This window comes from Paraburkholderia sp. CHISQ3, assembly GCF_030464945.1.
In the GTDB taxonomy this organism is placed as follows: Bacteria; Pseudomonadota; Gammaproteobacteria; order Burkholderiales; family Burkholderiaceae; genus Paraburkholderia; species Paraburkholderia megapolitana.
On the sequence record NZ_JALPRG010000004.1, the window covers coordinates 407,531 to 427,877 of the forward strand.

The window sequence follows — 20,347 nt, forward strand, 5'->3', positions numbered from 1 at the left end:
GACGACCACGAGTGACGAAAAGACAGTCTGAGGTTCAACGGAACGCGCAGACCTTTTGTTAGAATGGGTCGGAGTATAACACCCAGACCTGAGCCTATGAAACCTTCCAGCGGCCGCGCGCATAGCGCTGCGACCCTCACCGCGACAGCCATTTTCGGCCTCGCGCTCACGCTTTTGCCCGGCGTCGCCGCGCATGCCCAGAAGGCCAGTCAACTACCGCAAGGACCGGCTGTGCGCGACGGCACACCGGAGATCGATACGTCGATCGAGCAGAAGAACTGGACTCAGGCGCTCAAGCAACTCGACGCACGTATCGCGTCGAATCCGCGCGATGCTCAGGCAAAGTTCAAACGTGCCACGGTACTCGCCCGGCTGAATCGCGACGACGACGCGATCGCCGCCTTCACCGAGCTCACGCAGATCTACCCCGAGCTTCCCGAGCCGTACAACAATCTGGCCGCGTTGTACGCGAAGCATGGTCGCTACGACGAAGCGCGCGCCGCGCTCGAAACGGCGACGAAGGTCAACCCCGGCTACGGCCTCGCCTACGAAAATCTCGGCGACCTGTATCTGCGTCTCGCCAATGCGGCGTATCTGCGCGCACAGGGCCTCGGCCACGCGAGTGCGATGACGCAGCAGCGTCTCGCAGACATCCAGAAGATTGTTGCGCCGCCCAAAACCGAGGCGAAGCCCACACGCAAAGCCGCGGTAGTCGACGATTACACGAACCGCGCCACGGCCAACATCACCAACACGCCGAGCTTCCAGTTCGGCGGCCCGAGCGGTTCGCTGGCCACACCGCCGTACGTTGCGCCTTCACAATAATCCGGCGTTCGAGAGCGTCGGCCCGTGCCGGCGAAGTTCGCCCCACAATTCGCCCTTTACGTTTTTTTCACTCCGAGGATCCTCATGAAATGGTTGATGCTGGCGCTCGGCAGCGCCGCCCTGATCGCAAACGCACCCGCATTCGCGCAAACGGCAACGCAGGCAGCGCATCCGTCCGTGCTGTTCAAGACGTCGCAAGGCGACATCCGCGTCGAGCTGTATCCGGAGAAGGCACCGAAGACGGTCGCGAATTTTCTCGACTACGTGAAGGCAGGCCAGTACAACGGCACGATCTTCCATCGCGTGATTCCGGGCTTCATGATCCAGGGTGGCGGCTACACGACCAGCTACGCTGAAAAGCCGACGCGCGCGCCGATCCAGCTCGAGAGCCGCAGCGGTCTGAAGAACGCAACCGGCACGATCTCGATGGCGCGCACGGGCGACCCCGATTCGGCAACCGCACAGTTCTTCATCAACACCGTCGACAACGCCGGCCTCGACTATCCGAACCCGGATGGCAACGGCTATGCGGTATTCGGCAAGGTGACGTCGGGCATGGATGTCGTGAAGAAGATCGAAGGCACGCCTACGACCTCGCGCGGCGAGATGGCCAACGTGCCGCAAAAGCAGATCGTGATCGAGTCGGCGACGATCGTCGGCAAATAAGCAATCAGTTACGCATCGAGCCGCGCCGGTACACGCAGCGAAACGGCGCGCTAACATAACCCATCGCTGCCGGCGCGGCACCGCGCGGCCCGATTGCCGCGAGTGCCGCGCTTTCCACTTAATCCTGAACTTCAAAGGTTGCCATCATGGTCGAACTGCATACGAATCACGGCGTCATCAAACTCGAACTGGACGCGGAAAAAGCACCGAAATCGGTCGAGAATTTCCTGAACTACGTGAAGGCCGGTCACTACGACAACACGGTGTTCCATCGCGTGATCGACGGCTTCATGATCCAGGGCGGCGGCTTCGAGCCGGGCATGAAGCAAAAGCCGACTGAAGCACCGATCGTCAACGAAGCAAACAACGGCCTGAAGAACGTCAACGGTTCGATCGCGATGGCGCGCACGAACGACCCGCACTCGGCGACCGCCCAGTTCTTCATCAACGTGAACGACAACGACTTCCTGAACCACTCGTCGCCGACGCCGCAAGGCTGGGGTTACGCGGTGTTCGGCAAGGTCGTCGACGGTCTCGACATCGTCGAGAAGATCAAGAAGGTCAAGACCGGTTCGAAGGGCTTTCATCAGGACGTGCCCGCCGACGACGTGATCATCGAAAAAGCCGTCATCGCCGAGTAACCGGTAACCGGTCACCCTGCCGCGTACCGCTGCAACTATCAGGCACAACTTCGATGCTGCAAGAAACGCCGCTGCGAAGCGCCGCTGCGGGCGTGCCTGGCGAGGGCAAACGCCCGCACGCCGCACGCCCGTTTTTGTTTCTCTCCGATCTTCATCTGAGCGCCGCGATCCCGCGCACGGTCGCGGCTTTCGAGCATTTCATCCAGGTTACGGCGAACCAGGCCGACTCGGTATTTATTCTCGGAGATCTGTTCGAGTACTGGATCGGCGACGACATGCTTGCCGAACCGTTCGCAGGCCGCATGGCCGCGCTGATGCATACGCTGTCGGAGCGCGGCATCGCGCTCTACATCATGCATGGCAATCGCGATTTCCTGCTGGGCAAGCGCTTCATGAAAGCGGCAGGCGCAATCTGGCTGCCCGATCCGATCGCGATCACCGCGTTCGGCACGCGTGTCGTGCTTGCGCACGGCGATGCGTTGTGCACGGCAGATCATGGGTATCAGTGGTTTCGGCGGCTCGCTCGCAACCGCTTTGCGCAGATGCTGTTTCTCGCGTGGCCGTTCAGATGGCGCCAGGGGCTCGCCGAGCGCATGCGTTCCAAAAGCGAAGCAGGCCGCATGCGACCCGCCTCGCCGCGCTACGACGTGACGCGCAAAGGCGTCGAAGCACTGTTCAGGAAAACCGGGACGACCTGGATGATTCACGGTCACACGCATCGTCCCGCGCGCCATCAGGAAACCGGTGGTACGCGTTGGGTCTTACCCGACTGGGATCTCGATCACGGCGAACGACGCGGCGGTTATCTGCGCGTCGATGCCGAAGGATTCAGGGCGCTGCCGCTCGATTGAGCAGCGCCGCGGGGCGGCACAAGTTACACGTGCTTGGGCCGTCGGTCGGTCGCCAGCGCTTCAACCGCCGTCGATTTCCTCGCCTTCCAGCGCAGCCGATAACCGGCGCAAACCGAGCAGCGTCGCATCGGCACCATGCAAAGCCTCGATACGCGTGCCGAGCCGCTCAAGCGCTGCAACGATCTCGTCGACCCGTTGGGTCTGCGTCGCGGCATGATCGATCAAACCGTGGATCGCCAACGAAACCGGATCGTCGGCGTTCGGCGCGATGCCGTAGGCGCTGAACGCCGCACGCACCGGCACGCCGTCGGCATCGATAGCCGTATCGAGGCGTGCGGTAGCGGGTGCCGCGGGAGCAATCACACGCGCCGGATTGCCGACCGCAGTGCCACCCGCCGGCACCGGCTTCACGACGACGGCGTTCGAACCGATCTTCGCATCGTCGCCGATCACGAACCCGCCCAGCACTTTCGCGCCCGCGCCGACGATCACGCCACGCCCGAGCGTCGGGTGCCGCTTCGCACCCCGCGTGAGCGACGTACCACCGAGCGTCACACCCTGATAGATCGTGCAGTCGTCGCCGACCTCGGCGGTCTCGCCGATCACGACACCCATGCCGTGATCGATGAAGACGCGCCGGCCGATCGTCGCACCGGGGTGGATTTCAATGCCGGTCAGGAAACGTGCGAACTGCGATACGCAGCGCGCAAGCCAGCGACGTTTGACGCGCCAGCATGCATGTGCGAACCGGTGCAACACGATGGCATGCAAGCCCGGATAACACGTGAGCACCTCCCAGGCGCTGCGTGCGGCAGGATCGCGCTCGCGGATCGTGGCGATGTCTTCGCGAAGTCTCGTGAACATGGCAATAACGCGTTGGTGAGAGGGGACCGCCCGCCTCCCCGGCCGATACGGTGAAGGCAAACGACAGCTGCCGGTTATCGAACCGGCAGCTTTGCTTAGAACGTTTTCGGGGATTGTAGGGCGATTGTGCCAAACCTGCAGGAAGCCCACTCGGCCGGCAAGGTCGGTCGATGGCCGATAGAGAGCCGCTACGCGAACTACTCGCCGCCCGGCGCTTTCGCTTTCAGCAGGATGTGCTTGGCGATGCCGCGCACGATGTTCACCTCTTCGCGCTCGAGGCCCGAGCGGGCGAACAACCTCCGCAGACGCGACATCAGCTTTTTCGGGTTCGCGGGATCGAGAAACTCAAGGGCGATCAGCGCGTTCTCGAGGTGCACATACATGCGTTCGATTTCGTCGCTGGCGGCACGCGGGCTGGCATCCTCCGCCGGCACGCCGGCCGCGCCGACCGCAGCCGCTCCCACGGCGGCCGCGTCGCCGAGGTACGCGATGCGCAACTCATACGACAGCACCTGAATCGCCTGCGCGAGATTCAGCGAACTGTAAGCGGGGTTGGCAGGAATATGCGCGAGCGCACTGCAACGCTCGACGTCCTCGTTCGAGAGACCGGTGCGCTCGTTGCCGAACACGAGCGCAATGTCGCCGCTTGCCGCATGCTCGCGTGCCGCGCTCGCCGCTGCGCGCGGCGGCAATTGCGGCGGGCCGTACTCGCGAGCCCGCGCGGTCAACGCCACCGACCAGTGCACGCCATTCAGCGCATCGGCGAGCGTGGGCACGACGTGCGCCGACGCGAGCACATCGTCGGCGCCGCTCGCCATCGCGATCGCCTCCGGATCGGACTGCACGTGCGCCACGCGCGGCGCAACCAGCACGAGCCGCGAGAAGCCCATCGTTTTCAGCGCGCGCGCGGCCGCACCGACATTGCCGGGATGGCTCGGCTCGACCAGTACGAAGCGCGTCGACGTGAAGCCGCCGCGTACCGGACCGCCGGGGTCGGCGGTGCCCGACACGGTGTGGGAACGTGAAGAGGAAACGGGGAATTGGGCCACGATGGCGGTCGGCGCGGGGGGAAGCTGGAAAGCGGCTATGGTAGCGCCAATAGAAGGCGATCCCAACCATTGTCAATGTGCCTGCCGGTCGGAGCATGCGGCGGAACCATCGAGAGTCGGGTAAAATCACGTCTATTCGCGCCGTCTTCGAACGTGCGCCCCGCTCTTCTTCAATTCGTCTCCGTGGCTGGAACGCGCGCCAAATCCGCGTTCCGGGTTGTTTCCAGCTGGCTTTTGCCCGCTTTTCGTCGATTCCGGTTTGCAGCTGGCACTGCACCGGCACAAAGGATCCAGTCTCATGCATCCCATGCTCAACATCGCTGTCAAGGCCGCACGTCGCGCCGGACAGATCATCAACCGCGCATCGCTCGACCTCGATCTGGTTCAGGTCAGCAAGAAACAGCACAACGATTTCGTCACGGAGGTCGACAAGGCCGCCGAAGCAGCGATCATCGACACGCTGAAGACCGCCTACCCCGATCACGCCATCCTCGCCGAAGAATCCGGCCGCTCCGACAACGAATCCGAGTACGAGTGGATTATCGATCCGCTCGACGGCACCACGAACTTCATCCACGGCTTCCAGTATTACTGCGTGTCCATCGCGCTTGCGCACAAGGGCATCGTCACGCAGGCCGTCGTCTACGATCCGACCCGCAACGACCTCTTCACCGCCTCGCGCGGCCGCGGCGCGTTCCTGAACGACCGCCGCATCCGCGTCGGCCGCCGCGACCGCCTCGCCGACGGACTGATCGGCACTGGCTTTCCGTTCCGCGACAAGGAAGGCCTCGGCGCCTATAGCAACCTGTTCGAGGAAATGACCAAGGCCTGTGCAGGCTTGCGTCGCCCGGGCGCCGCCGCGCTCGATCTCGCGAACGTGGCCGCCGGCCGGCTCGACGGCTTCTTCGAACAGGGCATCAACGCCTGGGATATGGCTGCGGGCAGCCTGCTGATCACCGAAGCGGGTGGTCTGGTCGGCAACTACACCGGCGACTCGGACTTCCTGCACATCGGCGAGATCGTCGCGGGCAACCCGAAGCTGTACGCACAGATGGTACCGATCCTGTCGCGCCACAGCCGCACGAAGCAACAGGCGGCCTGACGCGCCACACATAGCAAGGCGGCTGCGGCCGCCTTTTTGTTATGCGCGGCGGGTGCAACGGCTCGTCGCCATGCAAGTCACGCTACGCTGTGCCGCGCGCTAACCGGTTGCGGCGGTCGTTCCCGGCCCGCTGCGCCGCGCACACATTCTCTCGCGCTGTGTTCCAATCCGGTTCATGAAAAAAGGCTTTTACACGATCATCGCGGCGCAGTTCGTGTCGTCGCTGGCGGACAACGCGCTGTTGATCGCGGCGATCGCGCTGCTGACCGTGATCCAGTCGCCCGCATGGATCACGCCGCTGCTGCAGATCTTCTTCACGATCTCGTACGTGCTGCTCGCACCGTTCGTCGGCGCGTTCGCCGATGCGCTGCAAAAGCGCCACGTGATGTTCTTCTCGAACGCGCTGAAAGCGATTGGTTGCCTGCTGATGATCGGCGGCGTGCATCCGATGATCGCGTATGGCGTGGTCGGCTTCGGCGCGGCCGCTTACTCGCCGGCGAAGTACGGCATTCTGACTGAATTGCTGCCGCCCGACCGCCTGATTGCGGCGAACGCCTGGCTCGAGTCGGCCACCGTGCTGTCGACGATCGTCGGCACGATGCTCGGAGGCGCACTGATCAGCAACTACGCGATTAATTTCGTCGCGCACGCGCATCTCCTGCTGATTCACTCCGCTGCAGACCTCGCGATGTTCGCCGTCATGGTTACGTATGCGATCGCCGCGGCGATCAACTTCGGCATTCCCGATACCGGCGCGCGCTATCCGAACCGGCTCAAGGAACCGCGCAAACTGGTCGGCGATTTCGTGCGGTGCTTCAACGTGTTGTGGGCGGACAAGCTCGCGCAAATCGCGCTGTGGGTGACGACCCTGATGTGGGGCGGCGCCGTGACGCTGCAACTGCTCGTGCTGAAATGGGCCGACGTGAACCTTGGCTTGTCGCTGTCGAAGGCCGCGGTCATGCAGGGTGTCACCGGTCTCGGCATTGCGGTCGGTGCCGCGGCGGCCGCCGCGTGGATTCCGTTGCGCGGTTCGCTGCGTGTGCTGCCCATCGGCATACTGACCGGTCTCGTCGCAATCGCGATGGCGTTCTACAGCAAGGGGCTCTTTCCGCTCGGCAGCGGGATCCGCGTGGGTCCGTTCATCGCACCGCTCTACATCGTGTTCGCCTATCCGCTGATGATCCTGCTCGGTGCGCTCGCGGGCTTTTTCATCGTGCCGATGAACGCGCTGTTGCAGCATCGCGGCGCAACGTTACTGTCGGCCGGGCACTCCATCGCGGTGCAGAACTTCAACCAGAATCTCGCCGTGCTACTGATGCTCGGCGCCTACGCGCTGCTGCTCACGGCGAAGATGCCGGTGCAATGGATCATCGTCGTGTTCGGCTCGTTCATCACCGTGATGATCTGGCTCGCTAAACGGCGCAGCGTGGCAAACGCGCGGCGCACGGATATGCGGGCGTTGATCGGCGAATGAGCATACGTTTGTCCGCAGGAACAGGCGAAAGCGGGAACAACCAACGTAAGCGGTACAGGCACCGCAACCGGCCGTCCGGCCAGGTCCCCGCCGCCGACGCGGCGAGTTAAACTCACGCCCTGAACACTCACGCAAGAAAGATACCGAGGATGGGCACTCAAATCGCAGCAGTCGACGCCAAAGCCAGCGAAGCGGCACAGCACACACCAATGATGCAGCAGTACCTGCGCATCAAGTCGGAACATCCCGGCACGCTCGTGTTCTACCGGATGGGCGATTTCTACGAACTCTTCTTCGACGATGCCGAGAAGGCGTCGCGCCTGCTCGATCTGACGCTGACGCAGCGCGGCGCATCGGCGGGCAATCCGATCAAGATGGCCGGCGTGCCCTATCACGCCGTCGAGCAATATCTCGCGAAGCTCGTGAAGCTCGGCGAGTCGGTCGCAATCTGCGAACAGATCGGCGATCCGGCCACGTCGAAGGGCCCGGTCGAACGCAAGGTCGTGCGCGTCGTCACACCCGGCACGCTCACCGACGCCGCCCTGCTCTCCGACAAGAACGATGTCTACCTGCTCGCCGTGTGTGTCGGTCACAACCGGCGCGGCGTCGCGACCGGTCTCGGCCTTGCGTGGCTCAATCTGGCAAGCGGCGCACTGCGGCTCGCCGAAATCGCCCCCGATCAGGCGGCAACCGCGCTCGAACGCATCCGTCCTGCCGAGATTCTCGTTGCCGATACCGGCGCCGACGCCAACGCCAACGCATGGACGCCACCCGCCGGCTTCGGTGCGCTAACCCGCGTGCCGGTCTGGCACTTCGATACCGTGTCGGGCACCCAGCGGTTGTGCGACCAGCTCGGTGTGGCGAGCCTCGAAGGCTTCGGGGCGCATTCGCTGTCGAGCGCCTGCGGCGCAGCGGGCGCGCTACTGCTCTACGCAGCGGCAACCCAAGGCCAGCAACTGCGCCACGTGCGCAGCCTGAAGGTCGAATACGAATCGGAATACATCGGGCTCGATCCGGCCACGCGTCGCAATCTCGAACTCACCGAAACGCTGCGCGGCACCGAAGCGCCGACGCTGTGCTCGCTGCTCGATACCTGCTGCACGACGATGGGTAGCCGGCTGCTGCGTCACTGGCTGCATCATCCGCCGCGTCATGCAGCAATCGCCCAGGCGCGCCAGCAAGCAATCGGCGCACTGCTCGACGCACCACCAGGCGCGGGCGTCGACGCATTGCGCAGTGCGTTGCGGCCCATTTCCGACATCGAGCGGATTACCGGGCGGCTCGCGTTGCTGTCGGCGCGGCCACGCGATCTGTCCAGCCTGCGCGACACATTCATCGCGCTTCCCGAACTGCGTGCCCAGCTCGCGGCCGTCACGGCAGGCGCCGAGTCGCTGGCTCGCATCGATGCCGCACTGGAACCACCCGCGCCCTGCGTCGACCTGCTGCGCCAGGCCGTTGCGGAAGAGCCCGCGGCGATGGTTCGCGACGGCGGCGTGATCGCCCGCGGCTACGATGCCGAACTCGACGAATTGCGCGATATCTCGGAGAACTGCGGGCAGTTCCTGATCGATCTCGAAACGCGCGAACGCGCACGCACCGGCATCGGCAACCTGCGGGTCGAATACAACAAGGTGCACGGCTTCTATATCGAAGTCACGCGCGGCCAGACCGACAAGGTGCCCGACGACTATCGCCGGCGCCAGACCCTGAAGAACGCCGAGCGTTACATCACGCCCGAGCTGAAAACCTTCGAAGACAAGGCGTTGTCCGCGCAGGAACGCGCACTCGCCCGCGAGCGCTCGCTCTACGACGCGCTGCTGCAGGCGCTGCTGCCGTTCATCGCGGACTGCCAGCGGGTCGCCTCGGCACTCGCCGAGCTCGATCTGCTCGCCACCTTCGCGGAACGGGCGCGTGCGCTCGACTGGGTCGCGCCGACCTTCTCGGAAGCCGCCGGCATCGAGATCGAACAGGGACGTCACCCGGTCGTCGAAGCCCAGGTCGAACAGTTCATCGCCAACGACTGCACGCTGAGCCCCGAGCGCAAGCTACTGCTGATCACCGGTCCGAACATGGGCGGCAAATCGACGTTCATGCGGCAGACTGCATTGATCGCGCTGATGGCCTATGTCGGCAGCTATGTGCCCGCGCGGCGCGCGATGTTCGGGCCGATCGATCGCATCTTCACGCGGATCGGCGCCGCCGACGATCTGGCCGGCGGCCGTTCGACCTTCATGGTGGAGATGACGGAAGCGGCCGCGATCCTGAATGACGCGACACCGCAAAGCCTCGTGCTGATGGATGAAATCGGACGCGGCACGTCGACGTTCGATGGCCTTGCACTCGCCTGGGCGATCGCGCGGCATCTGCTCGCCCACAACGGCTGCCATACGCTGTTCGCGACGCATTACTTCGAGCTGACGCAACTGCCTGGCGAATTTGCGCAGGCCGCCAACGTGCATCTGTCGGCGGTGGAACACGGGCATGGCATCGTGTTTCTGCATGCCGTCAATGAGGGCCCTGCGAACCAGAGCTACGGGCTGCAGGTCGCGCAGCTGGCAGGGGTGCCCGCGGCGGTGATCCGCGCCGCGCGCAAGCATCTCGCGCATCTCGAACAGCAGTCGGCGGGCCAGCCGGCTCCGCAACTCGACCTGTTCGCCGCCGCGCCGATGCTCGAAGACCGCGACGACGATCCGCCCGCACAACCGGCCGATCCGGCAACCGAGGCACTGCTCGAGCGCCTGCGCGCGATCGATCCGAACGAGCTGCGCCCGCGCGACGCACTCGATCTCCTGTATGAATTACGCGAACTGGCCGCACCGCCGGATGCGGACCGCTGACCTGCGGTTTGCTCCCTGTCCGCGCCTGCTCTTGCAGGCGCGTCGCAGCGACGCCGCGCGCGTCGTCATTGCCGCGGTATTAGTCGCAGTCTGCAGCGCGACGCTGGCATCGACGGCAAACGCCGCGCCGTCGCGCTACTCGTTCGCGGTGATCGGCGGGACCATGCAGGACATCGCCGACGAAGCGCCCACGCAGAAACTCATCGATGCGATCGGCCGCGATCCGCAGATGTCGTTCATCGTCTACGACGGCAATCTGAAAAGCTCGAAGGAAGCATGCCGCGACTCGCTTTACGAGCGACGCCAGGCATTGCTCGAAGCCGCGCGCCCGGCGCTGGTCTTCATCCCGGGGCAGCACGACTGGATGGATTGCGGCGGCGCCTCGGCGGGCGGCTTCGATCCAGTCGAACGACTCGACCAGTTGCGCCAGACACTGTTCGCGGAAAGCTCGTCGATGGGACAGAATCCGCTTCCGCTCACACGTGAGAGCGAAGTGTCGCGTTTTCGGCCGTATCGCGAGAACGTCCGCTGGCAGATCGACAACACGGTATTTATCGGCTTGAACGCGCCGAGCCCGAACAATCATTATCTGAACGCGGGCGGACGCAATGGGGAGTTCGAAGACCGCGTCATCGCCAACGGTTTCTGGCTGGAACATGCGGCGGAATATGCGAAACGCCGCGAGGCCCGGGCGATCGTCATATTCATTCAAGGCGATCCCGATCCGGAACGTTATGAACGGCCGGAACGGTTCGCGTGGCTGCGCTTTGGACGCAACCCGCGCCGCGATGGCTTTCTGGAATTCAAACGGAGTCTGGTGAAGCTTGCGCAGATCTTTCGCGGTCCGGTGCTCGTCATTCACGAAAATAACGAACCGCTGGCAGGCGGCTTCCTGATCGATCAGCCGCTGCGCAACGACAAGGGTGTGCTGGTGACGAACCTCACGCGCATCGCATTCGCGCCACGCGACCGGCTCAACCAGTGGGTTCAGATCGATGCGGATCTGGCGCGGCGACCGCCGTTCCGGGTGACGGTTCGCGACGTACCGAAAAATCTGCCGGCGTTGCCGGCGTCGGTGCCGCAGATGCCATCGCACGACGAGGAACCTGCGGTGCCGATGGTGCCTTCGATGCCTGAAGTACCGGCACCGGGCGCACCGGCAATGTCGTTACCCGACGATGAAAGCGCTGGAAATCGCGCGGCGAGTGCACCGCCGGCGCCACCGCAACCGGCAAGCTCAGTGGAGCGTGGGCCCTGATTTGCCTTCGGCGTCTTCGTCGTCATCTTCATCGATGATTTCGAGGCCGTCTGCGCCGTGCGCGTGTTCGTGCTGGATTTCGTCTTCGGTGGCGGGGCGCACTTCCTTGACGGTCAGCGCAAAACGCAGCGCCATGCCCGCGAGCGGATGATTGCCGTCGAGCACGACCTTGTCTTCCGCCACGTCCGTGACGGTATAGATCAGCGAATCGAGATCTTCATCGCCTTCTTCCGGCGTGCCTTCGAACTGCATGCCGATTTCGAGCGGCTCGGGAAAACGCGTGCGCGGCTCGATCTTCACGAGGTCCGGGTCGTACTCGCCGAATGCGTCCTGCGGTTCCAGCTGAACCTCGGTTGCGAAGCCCGGTTCATGGCCGTCGAGCTCTTTCTCGATCTTGGGGAACGTGCCATCATAGCCGCCGTGCAGATAGACCATCGGCTCGTCGTTTTCCTCAATCAGATTGCCCTGCGCATCCGATAGCTTGTACGCGACAGATACGACGGTGTTCTTTACGATTTTCATTCGACTCTCCAGAATACAAGCCACATTATACGATGCCGAGGCGCCCCCTTGACCACCCAGCCGGCACGGCTGAGGCTGCTGTTCCAGTGCCCCGCCTTCGTGCCGGATCGCCCACCACGCGCCGCGCCGAATCGCAATCGCTCACGCCTTCACCCGATCGCCCGACACCACTACTCGGCAATCTGAGTCCGTCGCAATTCATGCGCCGGTACTGGCAGAAAAAGCCGCTGCTTATCCGTCAGGCGATTCCGCAGATTGCCGCGCCGCTGTCACGCGACGAACTCTTCGAGCTCGCCGGGCTCGACGATGTAGAGGCGCGTCTCATCACGCACTTTCGTAACAAGTGGCAACTGGAACACGGGCCATTCGAGCAAGGGGAACTGCCGTCCGTCAAACAGCGCGCGTGGACGCTGCTCGTCCAGGGTGTCGATCTGCACGACGATCGGGCGCGGGCGCTGCTGGACCGGTTCCGCTTCGTTCCCGATGCCCGCCTCGACGATCTGATGATCTCGTACGCAACCGATGGCGGCGGTGTCGGTCCGCATTTCGATTCCTACGATGTGTTCCTCCTGCAGGTACACGGCAAACGTCGCTGGCGGATCGGTGCGCAGCGGGACCTGTCGCTGCAGGAAGGCGTGCCGCTGAAAATCCTCGAGCACTTCGAGGCCGACGAAGAGTGGCTGCTCGAACCCGGCGACATGCTGTACCTGCCGCCGCATCTTGCCCACGACGGCATCGCCGAAGGCGAATGCATGACCTGTTCGATCGGCTTTCGCGCCCCGTCGCACAGCGAACTCACGTCGCAATTCCTGTATCACCTCGCCGAATCGGGCCAGACTTCGGGACGCGCCGGCGACCTGTATCGCGACCCGCAGCAGCCCGCCGTCGAGCATCCCGGCGAACTGCCTGCAGCGCTCGTGACACAGGTGAGCAAGACCCTCGCGAAGATCCGCTGGGACGAACGCGACATTGCGTCGTTTCTCGGCAGCTACTTGAGCGAGCCCAAGCCGTCGGTCGTTTTCGACCCGCCCGCGCGGCCAGTCAGCGAGCAGCGTTTTATCGCGCTCGCAGCGAAGTCGGGGGTACGCCTCGATCGCAAGACCCTCCTGCTATACGATCGTCGCGCATATTTCATGAATGGAGAAGAAAACTCGCTGGCAAATGTGAAAAAATGGCTGCCTGAATTCGCAGATAATCGATCTTTGAGTGCGAAACGCTTTGTAACACTCTCAGGCGATTCATCGGTGACAGCACTGCTACACGAGTGGTATTGTGCGGGCTGGGTGCAAGTGGGCGAGCTTGCGTGAGCCTGTCCGCCTGTAATACCGTACTCTGAAAATTTGTATGAGAAAGACAACGTATTGACCCCGGATTTGTCGACGGTCTGTACGAAAGTGCATATAATTTCCGCCCAAGCCGTAGGGAAGATTCACGCTCATGCATGAAGTGCATCTCCACCAGCGGCCCAGGTCGGTGTTGGAGCACATTACCGGTAATATTTTGCGCTGTTGCTTACCTTTAACCATAAAAGGACGTGATCATGAAGAAATCCCTCCTCGTAGCATCTTTGTTGGCCGCTGTGGCTCTCGCCGCATGCAACAAGAGCAGCGACCAGGCTGCCTCGGCAGCTAGCGATGCTGCAGCAACGGCTGCGTCGGCTGCTACTGCTGCCGCTTCCGACGTAGCCGCTGCTGCATCGGGCGTTGCTGCTGCTGCGAGCGACGCTGTTGCTTCGGCTACGGCTGCTGCTTCGGACGCAGGTGCTGCCGCTTCGGACGCAGCCGCTGCTGCTCCGGCATCGGGCGCAAGCCAGTAAGCTGTACAGCATTCGCCTTCGGGCGAAACTGTATTGGGAAGTCGAATGGCTTCCCGAGCGGACAAAACAAAACGCCACGGATGTCCTCCGTGGCGTTTTATCGTTCAGTGGCTGTAATCGCGATCTGCTTGACCTACTGGCGGCGACCATCGCCCCATCGCCTGCCGCCTCGCGATGAATACCTCGCCGCTCAGGCCGGCGCGACCTTCTTGTCAGCAAAAAACTCCCGCACTACCTCGATCTCCCGAGTACGTTTAAACGGCGGCAGGCTTTGCCAGATACGCCGGCCGTACGGTTTGTCGACGAGCCGTGTGTCGCAGATCATCAGCACGCCGCGATCCGTTTCCGCGCGAATCAATCGGCCCGCGCCCTGCTTCAGCGTGATCACCGCCTGCGGCAACTGGTGAACCGCAAACGGACTCAGTCCTTTCTTCGTCAGCGCATCGAGACGCGCAGACAACACCGGATCGTCAGGCGGCGCAAACGGCAGCTTGTCGATCACGACGAGCGATAACGCATCGCCACGCACATCGACGCCTTCCCAGAAGCTCTGGCTCCCCACCAGAATCGCATTGCCATAGGCACGAAAGCGTTCGAGCAACTCGGTGCGGCTTGCGTCGCCCTGGACCAGCAACGGCAGGTTCCAGCCGCGCGATTCGATCGTATCGCGCAGCTTCGTCGCAATACGGTCGACTGCGCGCAGCGTTGTGCACAACATGAATACGCCGCCCCCAGACGCTTCGATGGCGGGCAGCGCCGCATCGAACACCGCGTCGGTGAACGCCGGCGAAGAGGGTTGTGGGAGATTGCGCGGCACATACATCAGCGCCTGCGTCGCGTAGTCGAACGGACTGGCCAGCGTCATCGAGCGGCGGGCGTTTAGGCCCATCTGTGCCGCATAGTGCGTGAAGTCGCCACGCACCGACAGCGTCGCCGACGTGAAGATCCAAGCGCGCGGCACGCCGGCACGTTGCCGCGCGAAAATCGGCGCGACAGACAACGGCGTTTCATGCAGCTGGACCGTGTGTGCGAATACTTCAATCCAGCGAACCTTCTCGTCCTGCTCCTTAGCGACGCCAGCGCTAGCGGACGCTGCGCCATCCGTTCCAGCGGCGTCGCGTGCCGGCGTATCGGGCACCGTGGTCCAACCGGCCAGCAAGCCCTGCAATTCGCGCGCACGGCGCAGGCAGGCGCCGATCGATTCGGCCCGTTCCGCCTGGCCAGCGAGCGCCGTCGCCAGCGCGGCGAGCTCCGTTTCGAGCACGTCGAGCGCGGCGAATAACGGATGGCTGTCGGACAACTGGCCAATCGACATCCGCACCGAGTCTTCCTTGAACGCAAGCCGCACATCGCGTGCGGCCCGTTCCAGCGCCCCACCGAGCTTCACCCACTCCACTGCATCGCGGGCGTGTCCCAGCCCCTCGGCCACCGCATCGCGCGCAAGCTCGAGCAATTGCGCCGTCGACAGCGTTTCGCCGAAGAACAGCGTGGCCGTTTCGGGCAACTGATGCGCTTCGTCGAACACGATCGTATTCGCGGTGGGCAGCAGTTCGGCCATGCCGGTGTCGCGCAACATGATGTCCGCGAAAAACAGATGGTGATTGACGACGACGATGTCCGCCTGTTGCGCCTCGCGACGCGCCTGCATCACGAAGCATTCCTTGTAGTGCGGACATTCCTGGCCGAGGCAGTTGTCGCGCGTCGACGTAACCATCGACCACACCGCGGCCGTCTCGGGCACGCTCGCGAGCTCGGCCTTGTCGCCGGTCCGGGTGATCTTCGCGAAACGTACGATGTCCTGCAGGTACGACGTCTCCTGACGCGTCGGCAGGCGTCCGTTATCGGCCGTGCGCTGCAGATAGTAGTGGCACAGGTAGTTCGCGCGCCCCTTCAGCATCGCCACCGACACCGGTACCGCGAGCGCATCGCGCACGGTCGGAATATCGCGCTGGAACAACTGGTCCTGCAGATGCTTGGTCCCCGTCGAAACGATGACCTTGCCGCCCCATAACATCGCTGGAACGAGGTAGGCATAGGTCTTCCCGGTGCCGGTACCCGCTTCGACGATCAGCGTGTTTTCGCTGTCGTCGGGCGCGCCGGACGCATCGGATGCTTCGCTGGGGGAATCGCTCGCCGTTGCACGCGCATCGCCATCAGCGCCCTGTAAACGGCGCGCCGGGCGCTTCTGTAGCTCGAACATGGCGGGCTCGGGCAAACCGCGCCCCGAGGCCTCCATGGCGGCCGCCACGGCGCGCGCCATCTCGATCTGCGAAGCGCGCGGCCGGTAGCCGTCGATCTGCCGGGCGAGCAGCCCGTCGGCGGCGAAGATATCGTTGAGTTCGGTAGCACGACGGGGGTTGAGCACGACAGCGGGCGCGCCGCGCGCTTCGCGCGAAGCCGCGGCGCCGTCTGCCGGCGCAGGAGAAGAAGAAACGAGCGGTGAATTCAAGGCAAGCGGTTCCTGCAAAGTCCGGTGTGCGCGGGGCGCACCCGGCGCCTGCCAGGTCGCCCGGTCAGGCGCGCCCGTCCGGTTCGAGCTGCAACTGCAGCAAGATGATTGTGTCCTTGACCTTGAGCTTGCGCTTTTTCAGGCGCTGCAACTCCAGGTCGTCGATGCCGGGTTCCTCCGACATCCTGTCGATCAGCCGGTCGAGCCCACTATGCTCGGACTCCAGCTGCAGAATGCGGTCGCGAAGGGTATCCGCGCTGATGGCGTGATGGTCCCGCATGCTCGCCTCCTCTTTCCGAAGCGGCGACCGGCCATGTTTCAGCCGCTTCGCCTGAGGTTGCTATCCCGGCTTGATACGCGTTACTTACCCTGCTGCTTTTGCTGCTCGATCTGTTGCTGCTGCTGTTGCTGTTCCTGCAACTGTTGCTGCTGCTTCTCGCGGGCCTTCTCGGCGGCCTGCTTCTGGCGCGCTTCGACGTCGGCCTTGTGCTGCGCGGCGGTCGCCTGCTTCTGCTCGAAGTGCTGCTGGTTCTCGACGCGCTGCTGTGCTTTCTGGGCACCCTGCTGGTGCGCGGCATCGAGTTGCTGCTGGAAATTCGCCTGCTTCTGATCGTACGCCTTCTGGTTCGCCGCTGCCTGCGATGCGCCGATACCCTGCTGCGCCTGGTCGAGTGCGTGCTGGCGCTGCTTCTGCTGGTAAGCCTGCTCGTTCGCCGCGCGCTGCGGCGCCTCGGCCGTACGCTGCGCCTGATCGAGTGCATGCTGCCGCTGCTTGTCCTGGTACGCCTGCGTGTTGCGTGCATCGTTTGCCGCGCGCTGCGGTGCATCCGCTGCATCCTGCGCACGTTGGAGCGCCGCCTGCTCGTCGCGCTTCTGCGCACGCGCGGCGCGCTGCTCGTCGTCGAGTGCGAGCTGTTCCTTGCGAATAACCGCCCGCTTCTCGCGCATTTCGTTGCGTGCGTTGTCGAGGCAGTGATTCACGAAGAACTTGCTATAGCAGTCATGTTCGGCAACGGCATAGCGATAGTTGTTGTCCGTGGACCGCCGGTCCAGATCCTTCTGGCGCGCATCGAAGTTGTTGCTGTCGTCGGGCTGCACCGCCGATGCGCCTGCCGTGTCATAGGTAGCCGCGCCGCCCGTCACGGCCGCTGCGGATGACGCGGGTGTGTTCTGGGCCAGTGCGGGCGCAGACACTGAAACGGCAACCAGCGCCGCGGCGAGTGTGGTAACCACGGCGGCAGCACGCGATGCAAGGAAAAAGTGGGAGTTCGGCAACGTCAGGAATAGGCGGCGGGACATGGCCGAAATTCTATCACCGTGCGGTTGGGCCCTCGGGCATTTATGGCAAAATGCCCCGCTTCAGTAACCTCAGCCACCCGGTCGCGGCCGGCACATGGAATCTGCCGGGAATCCCCCGCTGCACGCCGCTGCGTGTTCCGTGTACCGCCTTATGCGGCCTCAAAACCGAGTCCGGCAGGAACCTCTAGACCTTATGACGGAAACCGTAGCACTCAAGATCGTCCAGCGTATCGCCACCGAACTCGCCGTCCAGCCGCGCCAGGTCGCGGCTACGGTGGAACTGCTCGATGAAGGATCGACTGTTCCGTTCATTGCCCGCTACCGGAAGGAAGTGACCGGCAATCTCGACGACACGCAATTGCGCAATCTCGAAGAGCGTTTGCTGTATCTGCGCGAGCTGGAAGACCGGCGCGCATCGATCGTCGCGAGCATCGACGAACAGGGCAAGCTGACCGACGAACTGCGCGCCGCAATCGAAGGCGCCGACAGCAAGCAGGTTCTCGAAGACCTTTATCTCCCGTACAAACCGAAGCGCCGTACGCGCGCGCAGATCGCCCGCGAAGCCGGGCTCGAGCCGCTTGCGCATCTGTTGCTCGCTGAACCGCAGCGCGATCCGCAGACCGAAGCTGCCGCGTATGTCGATGCCGAAAAAGGCGTGGCCGACATCAAGGCCGCACTCGACGGGGCGCGCGACATTCTCTCCGAGCAGTTCGGCGAAACTGCCGAACTGCTCGGCAAACTGCGCGACTATCTGTTCAACCAGGGCGTCGTGTCGTCGAGCGTGGTGGAAGGCAAGGAAGGCGAAGAAGGCGAGAAATTCCGCGACTACTACGACTATTCCGAAACCATCAAGACCATCCCTTCGCATCGTGCGCTGGCGCTGTTCCGCGGTCGCAACGCGGGCGTGCTGATGGTCAAGCTCGGCCTTGGCGAAGAACTCGACGCGCAGGTGCCGCACCCCGGCGAAGCGATGATCGCGCGCCACGTCGGCGTCGCGAATCTGGGCCGCCCCGCCGACAAGTGGCTCTCCGATGTCTGCCGCTGGTGCTGGCGCGTCAAGGTGCAACCGCATATCGAAAACGAACTGCTGACGCATCTGCGCGAGGAAGCCGAGCACGAGGCGATCCGCGTGTTCGCCCGCAATCTGAAGGACCTGCTGCTCGCCGCACCTGCAGGCCCGAAGGCCGTGATCGGTCTCGATCCGGGTCTGCGCACCGGCGTGAAGGTCGCCGTGGTCGATCGCACCGGCAAGGTGCTCGCCACCGATACGATCTATCCGCACGAGCCGCGCCGCGACTGGGACGGCTCGCTCGCGAAGCTTGCACGCATTGCTGCGCATACGCAGGCCGAGTTGATCAGCATCGGTAACGGCACGGCTTCGCGCGAAACCGACAAGCTCGCGAGCGAACTGATCGCGCGTCATCCGGAATTGAAGCTGCAGAAGATCGTCGTATCGGAAGCCGGCGCCTCGGTGTACTCCGCTTCCGAACTCGCCGCGAAGGAGTTTCCGGACCTCGACGTGACGCTGCGCGGCGCAGTATCGATTGCACGGCGTCTGCAGGATCCGCTCGCGGAACTCGTCAAGATCGACCCGAAAGCGATCGGCGTCGGCCAGTATCAGCACGATGTGAATCAACGCGAACTCGCGCGTTCGCTCGATGCCGTTGTCGAGGATTGCGTGAACGCGGTCGGCGTCGATGCGAACACGGCGTCGGTTGCGCTGCTCGCACGCGTCTCCGGTCTGAATGCGACGCTCGCGCGCAATATCGTCGATTTCCGCGACGCAAACGGCCCGTTCCCGTCGCGCGAACACCTGCGCAAGGTACCGCGCCTCGGCGACAAGACGTTCGAACAGGCAGCAGGTTTTCTGCGGATCAATGGCGGCGAAAATCCGCTCGATCGTTCGTCCGTGCACCCGGAAGCGTACCCGGTCGTCGAACGGATCCTCGCGAAGATCAGCAAGCAGGCCGGTGACGTGCTCGGCAATCGCGAAGCGCTCGCGGGGCTGTCGCCGGCAGAATTCGTCGACGAGCGCTTCGGCTTGCCGACGGTGCGCGACATTCTGTCAGAACTCGAAAAACCGGGCCGCGATCCGCGCCCCGAGTTCAAGACCGCGACCTTCCGTGAAGGCGTCGAGAAGATCTCCGATCTCTCGCCGGGGATGGTGCTCGAAGGCGTCGTCACGAACGTCGCGGCATTCGGCGCGTTTATCGACATCGGCGTGCATCAGGACGGCCTCGTCCATGTGTCGGCACTGTCGACGCGCTTCATCAAGGACCCGCACGAAGTCGTCAAGGCCGGGCAGATCGTCAAGGTGAAGGTGCTTGAAGTCGACGTGAAGCGGCAGCGCATTGCGCTGACGATGCGTCTGGATGACGATGCCGCGGGTAGCAGCGCGCCGCGTGGCGGTGCCGGTCAGCAGGATCGCGGCACAGGACGTCCCGGCGGCGCGGGTCGGCCCCAGCAGCAGCGTGCGCGCGAGCCGGAACCTGCTGGCGGCGCGATGGCTGCGGCATTCGCGAAGCTCAAGCAGCGATAGACCTGTCAGGACGTGCGTGCCGGCCGTGACTGTGCGAAGCACGGACGGCACGCAGAATTCGCGCAGTGCATGACAGATACCCGAAAACAACGAAGCCCACGCAATTTGAACTGCGTGGGCTTTTTGTTTGCCGATCCCGGCGGCTGAGATCGAAC

General features: G+C 63.7%; 17 protein-coding genes. 11 read left to right on the forward strand and 6 right to left on the reverse strand.

The annotated features are described in order from the left end of the window. Positions 1 to 96: 96 nt before the first annotated feature. The 4 genes from M0D65_RS11740 to M0D65_RS11755 all read left to right on the forward strand — a co-directional run bounded on the left by M0D65_RS11740 (position 97) and on the right by M0D65_RS11755 (position 2,983). Positions 97 to 825: a tetratricopeptide repeat protein gene (locus M0D65_RS11740; RefSeq protein WP_266252806.1), complete on the forward strand. Its 729-nt coding sequence runs from the start codon at positions 97 to 99 to the stop codon at positions 823 to 825. Positions 826 to 909: 84 nt separating this feature from the next. After that, on the forward strand, positions 910 to 1,491 hold the full coding sequence (locus tag M0D65_RS11745) for a peptidylprolyl isomerase (protein ID WP_091014026.1): 582 nt from the start codon (positions 910 to 912) through the stop codon (positions 1,489 to 1,491). A gap of 146 nt (positions 1,492 to 1,637) precedes the next feature. Beyond that, on the forward strand, positions 1,638 to 2,132 hold the full coding sequence (locus tag M0D65_RS11750) for a peptidylprolyl isomerase (protein ID WP_091014029.1): 495 nt from the start codon (positions 1,638 to 1,640) through the stop codon (positions 2,130 to 2,132). 53 nt (positions 2,133 to 2,185) lie between these two features. After that, positions 2,186 to 2,983 carry a UDP-2,3-diacylglucosamine diphosphatase gene (locus M0D65_RS11755; RefSeq protein ID WP_266252807.1) on the forward strand — a complete coding sequence of 266 codons (798 nt, stop codon included), beginning with the start codon at positions 2,186 to 2,188 and terminating at the stop codon, positions 2,981 to 2,983. A 60-nt stretch (positions 2,984 to 3,043) separates the two neighbouring features. On the opposite strand, the gene cysE is transcribed toward M0D65_RS11755, so the two are convergent. Next, positions 3,044 to 3,847 (reverse strand): serine O-acetyltransferase, encoded by an 804-nt coding sequence (cysE, locus tag M0D65_RS11760; RefSeq protein WP_266252809.1) that lies wholly within the window; start codon positions 3,845 to 3,847, stop codon positions 3,044 to 3,046. Positions 3,848 to 4,044: 197 nt separating this feature from the next. Next, a complete protein-coding gene (locus M0D65_RS11765; RefSeq protein WP_266252958.1) occupies positions 4,045 to 4,857 on the reverse strand; it encodes an RNA methyltransferase in 813 nt (270 codons plus the stop codon). Between the two features lie 337 nt (positions 4,858 to 5,194). Here M0D65_RS11765 and M0D65_RS11770 point away from each other — a divergent pair, with 337 nt between their 5' ends. The 4 genes from M0D65_RS11770 (at position 5,195) to M0D65_RS11785 (ending at position 11,567) form a co-directional block, all read left to right on the forward strand. Further along, on the forward strand, positions 5,195 to 5,998 hold the full coding sequence (locus tag M0D65_RS11770) for an inositol monophosphatase family protein (RefSeq protein WP_091014046.1): 804 nt from the start codon (positions 5,195 to 5,197) through the stop codon (positions 5,996 to 5,998). A gap of 175 nt (positions 5,999 to 6,173) precedes the next feature. Further along, entirely contained in the window at positions 6,174 to 7,472 is a 1,299-nt protein-coding gene (gene lplT, locus M0D65_RS11775) for a lysophospholipid transporter LplT (protein WP_091014052.1), read from the forward strand. A gap of 149 nt (positions 7,473 to 7,621) precedes the next feature. Continuing rightward, entirely contained in the window at positions 7,622 to 10,309 is a 2,688-nt protein-coding gene (gene mutS, locus M0D65_RS11780; RefSeq protein ID WP_266252811.1) for a DNA mismatch repair protein MutS, read from the forward strand. Next, positions 10,296 to 11,567, forward strand: a complete 1,272-nt coding sequence (locus tag M0D65_RS11785) for a hypothetical protein (RefSeq protein WP_266252812.1) — start codon at positions 10,296 to 10,298, stop codon at positions 11,565 to 11,567. Before mutS ends, M0D65_RS11785 begins: the two co-directional genes overlap by 14 nt. On the opposite strand, the gene M0D65_RS11790 is transcribed toward M0D65_RS11785, so the two are convergent. Further along, positions 11,547 to 12,089: a peptidylprolyl isomerase gene (locus M0D65_RS11790; RefSeq protein ID WP_091014061.1), complete on the reverse strand. Its 543-nt coding sequence runs from the start codon at positions 12,087 to 12,089 to the stop codon at positions 11,547 to 11,549. The genes M0D65_RS11785 and M0D65_RS11790 overlap by 21 nt on opposite strands. 200 nt (positions 12,090 to 12,289) lie before the next feature. On the opposite strand from M0D65_RS11790, the gene M0D65_RS11795 reads away from it, so the two are divergent. After that, on the forward strand, positions 12,290 to 13,396 hold the full coding sequence (locus M0D65_RS11795; RefSeq protein WP_266252960.1) for a cupin domain-containing protein: 1,107 nt from the start codon (positions 12,290 to 12,292) through the stop codon (positions 13,394 to 13,396). 233 nt (positions 13,397 to 13,629) lie between these two features. Then, the gene (locus M0D65_RS11800) at positions 13,630 to 13,905 is read left to right on the forward strand and encodes a hypothetical protein (protein ID WP_091014068.1); all 276 of its coding nucleotides are present in this window, start codon (positions 13,630 to 13,632) and stop codon (positions 13,903 to 13,905) included. Between the two features lie 190 nt (positions 13,906 to 14,095). Here the strand turns inward: M0D65_RS11800 and M0D65_RS11805 are convergent, their stop codons facing one another. The 3 genes from M0D65_RS11805 to M0D65_RS11815 form a co-directional block, all read right to left on the reverse strand. After that, the gene (locus tag M0D65_RS11805; RefSeq protein ID WP_266252813.1) at positions 14,096 to 16,354 is read right to left on the reverse strand and encodes an ATP-dependent DNA helicase; all 2,259 of its coding nucleotides are present in this window, start codon (positions 16,352 to 16,354) and stop codon (positions 14,096 to 14,098) included. A gap of 64 nt (positions 16,355 to 16,418) precedes the next feature. After that, the gene (locus tag M0D65_RS11810; protein ID WP_091014074.1) at positions 16,419 to 16,634 is read right to left on the reverse strand and encodes a DUF465 domain-containing protein; all 216 of its coding nucleotides are present in this window, start codon (positions 16,632 to 16,634) and stop codon (positions 16,419 to 16,421) included. Between the two features lie 80 nt (positions 16,635 to 16,714). After that, positions 16,715 to 17,653 (reverse strand): hypothetical protein, encoded by a 939-nt coding sequence (locus M0D65_RS11815; protein WP_266252814.1) that lies wholly within the window; start codon positions 17,651 to 17,653, stop codon positions 16,715 to 16,717. A 193-nt stretch (positions 17,654 to 17,846) separates the two neighbouring features. On the opposite strand from M0D65_RS11815, the gene M0D65_RS11820 reads away from it, so the two are divergent. After that, entirely contained in the window at positions 17,847 to 20,192 is a 2,346-nt protein-coding gene (locus M0D65_RS11820) for a Tex family protein (RefSeq protein ID WP_266252815.1), read from the forward strand. Positions 20,193 to 20,347: the final 155 nt, after the last annotated feature.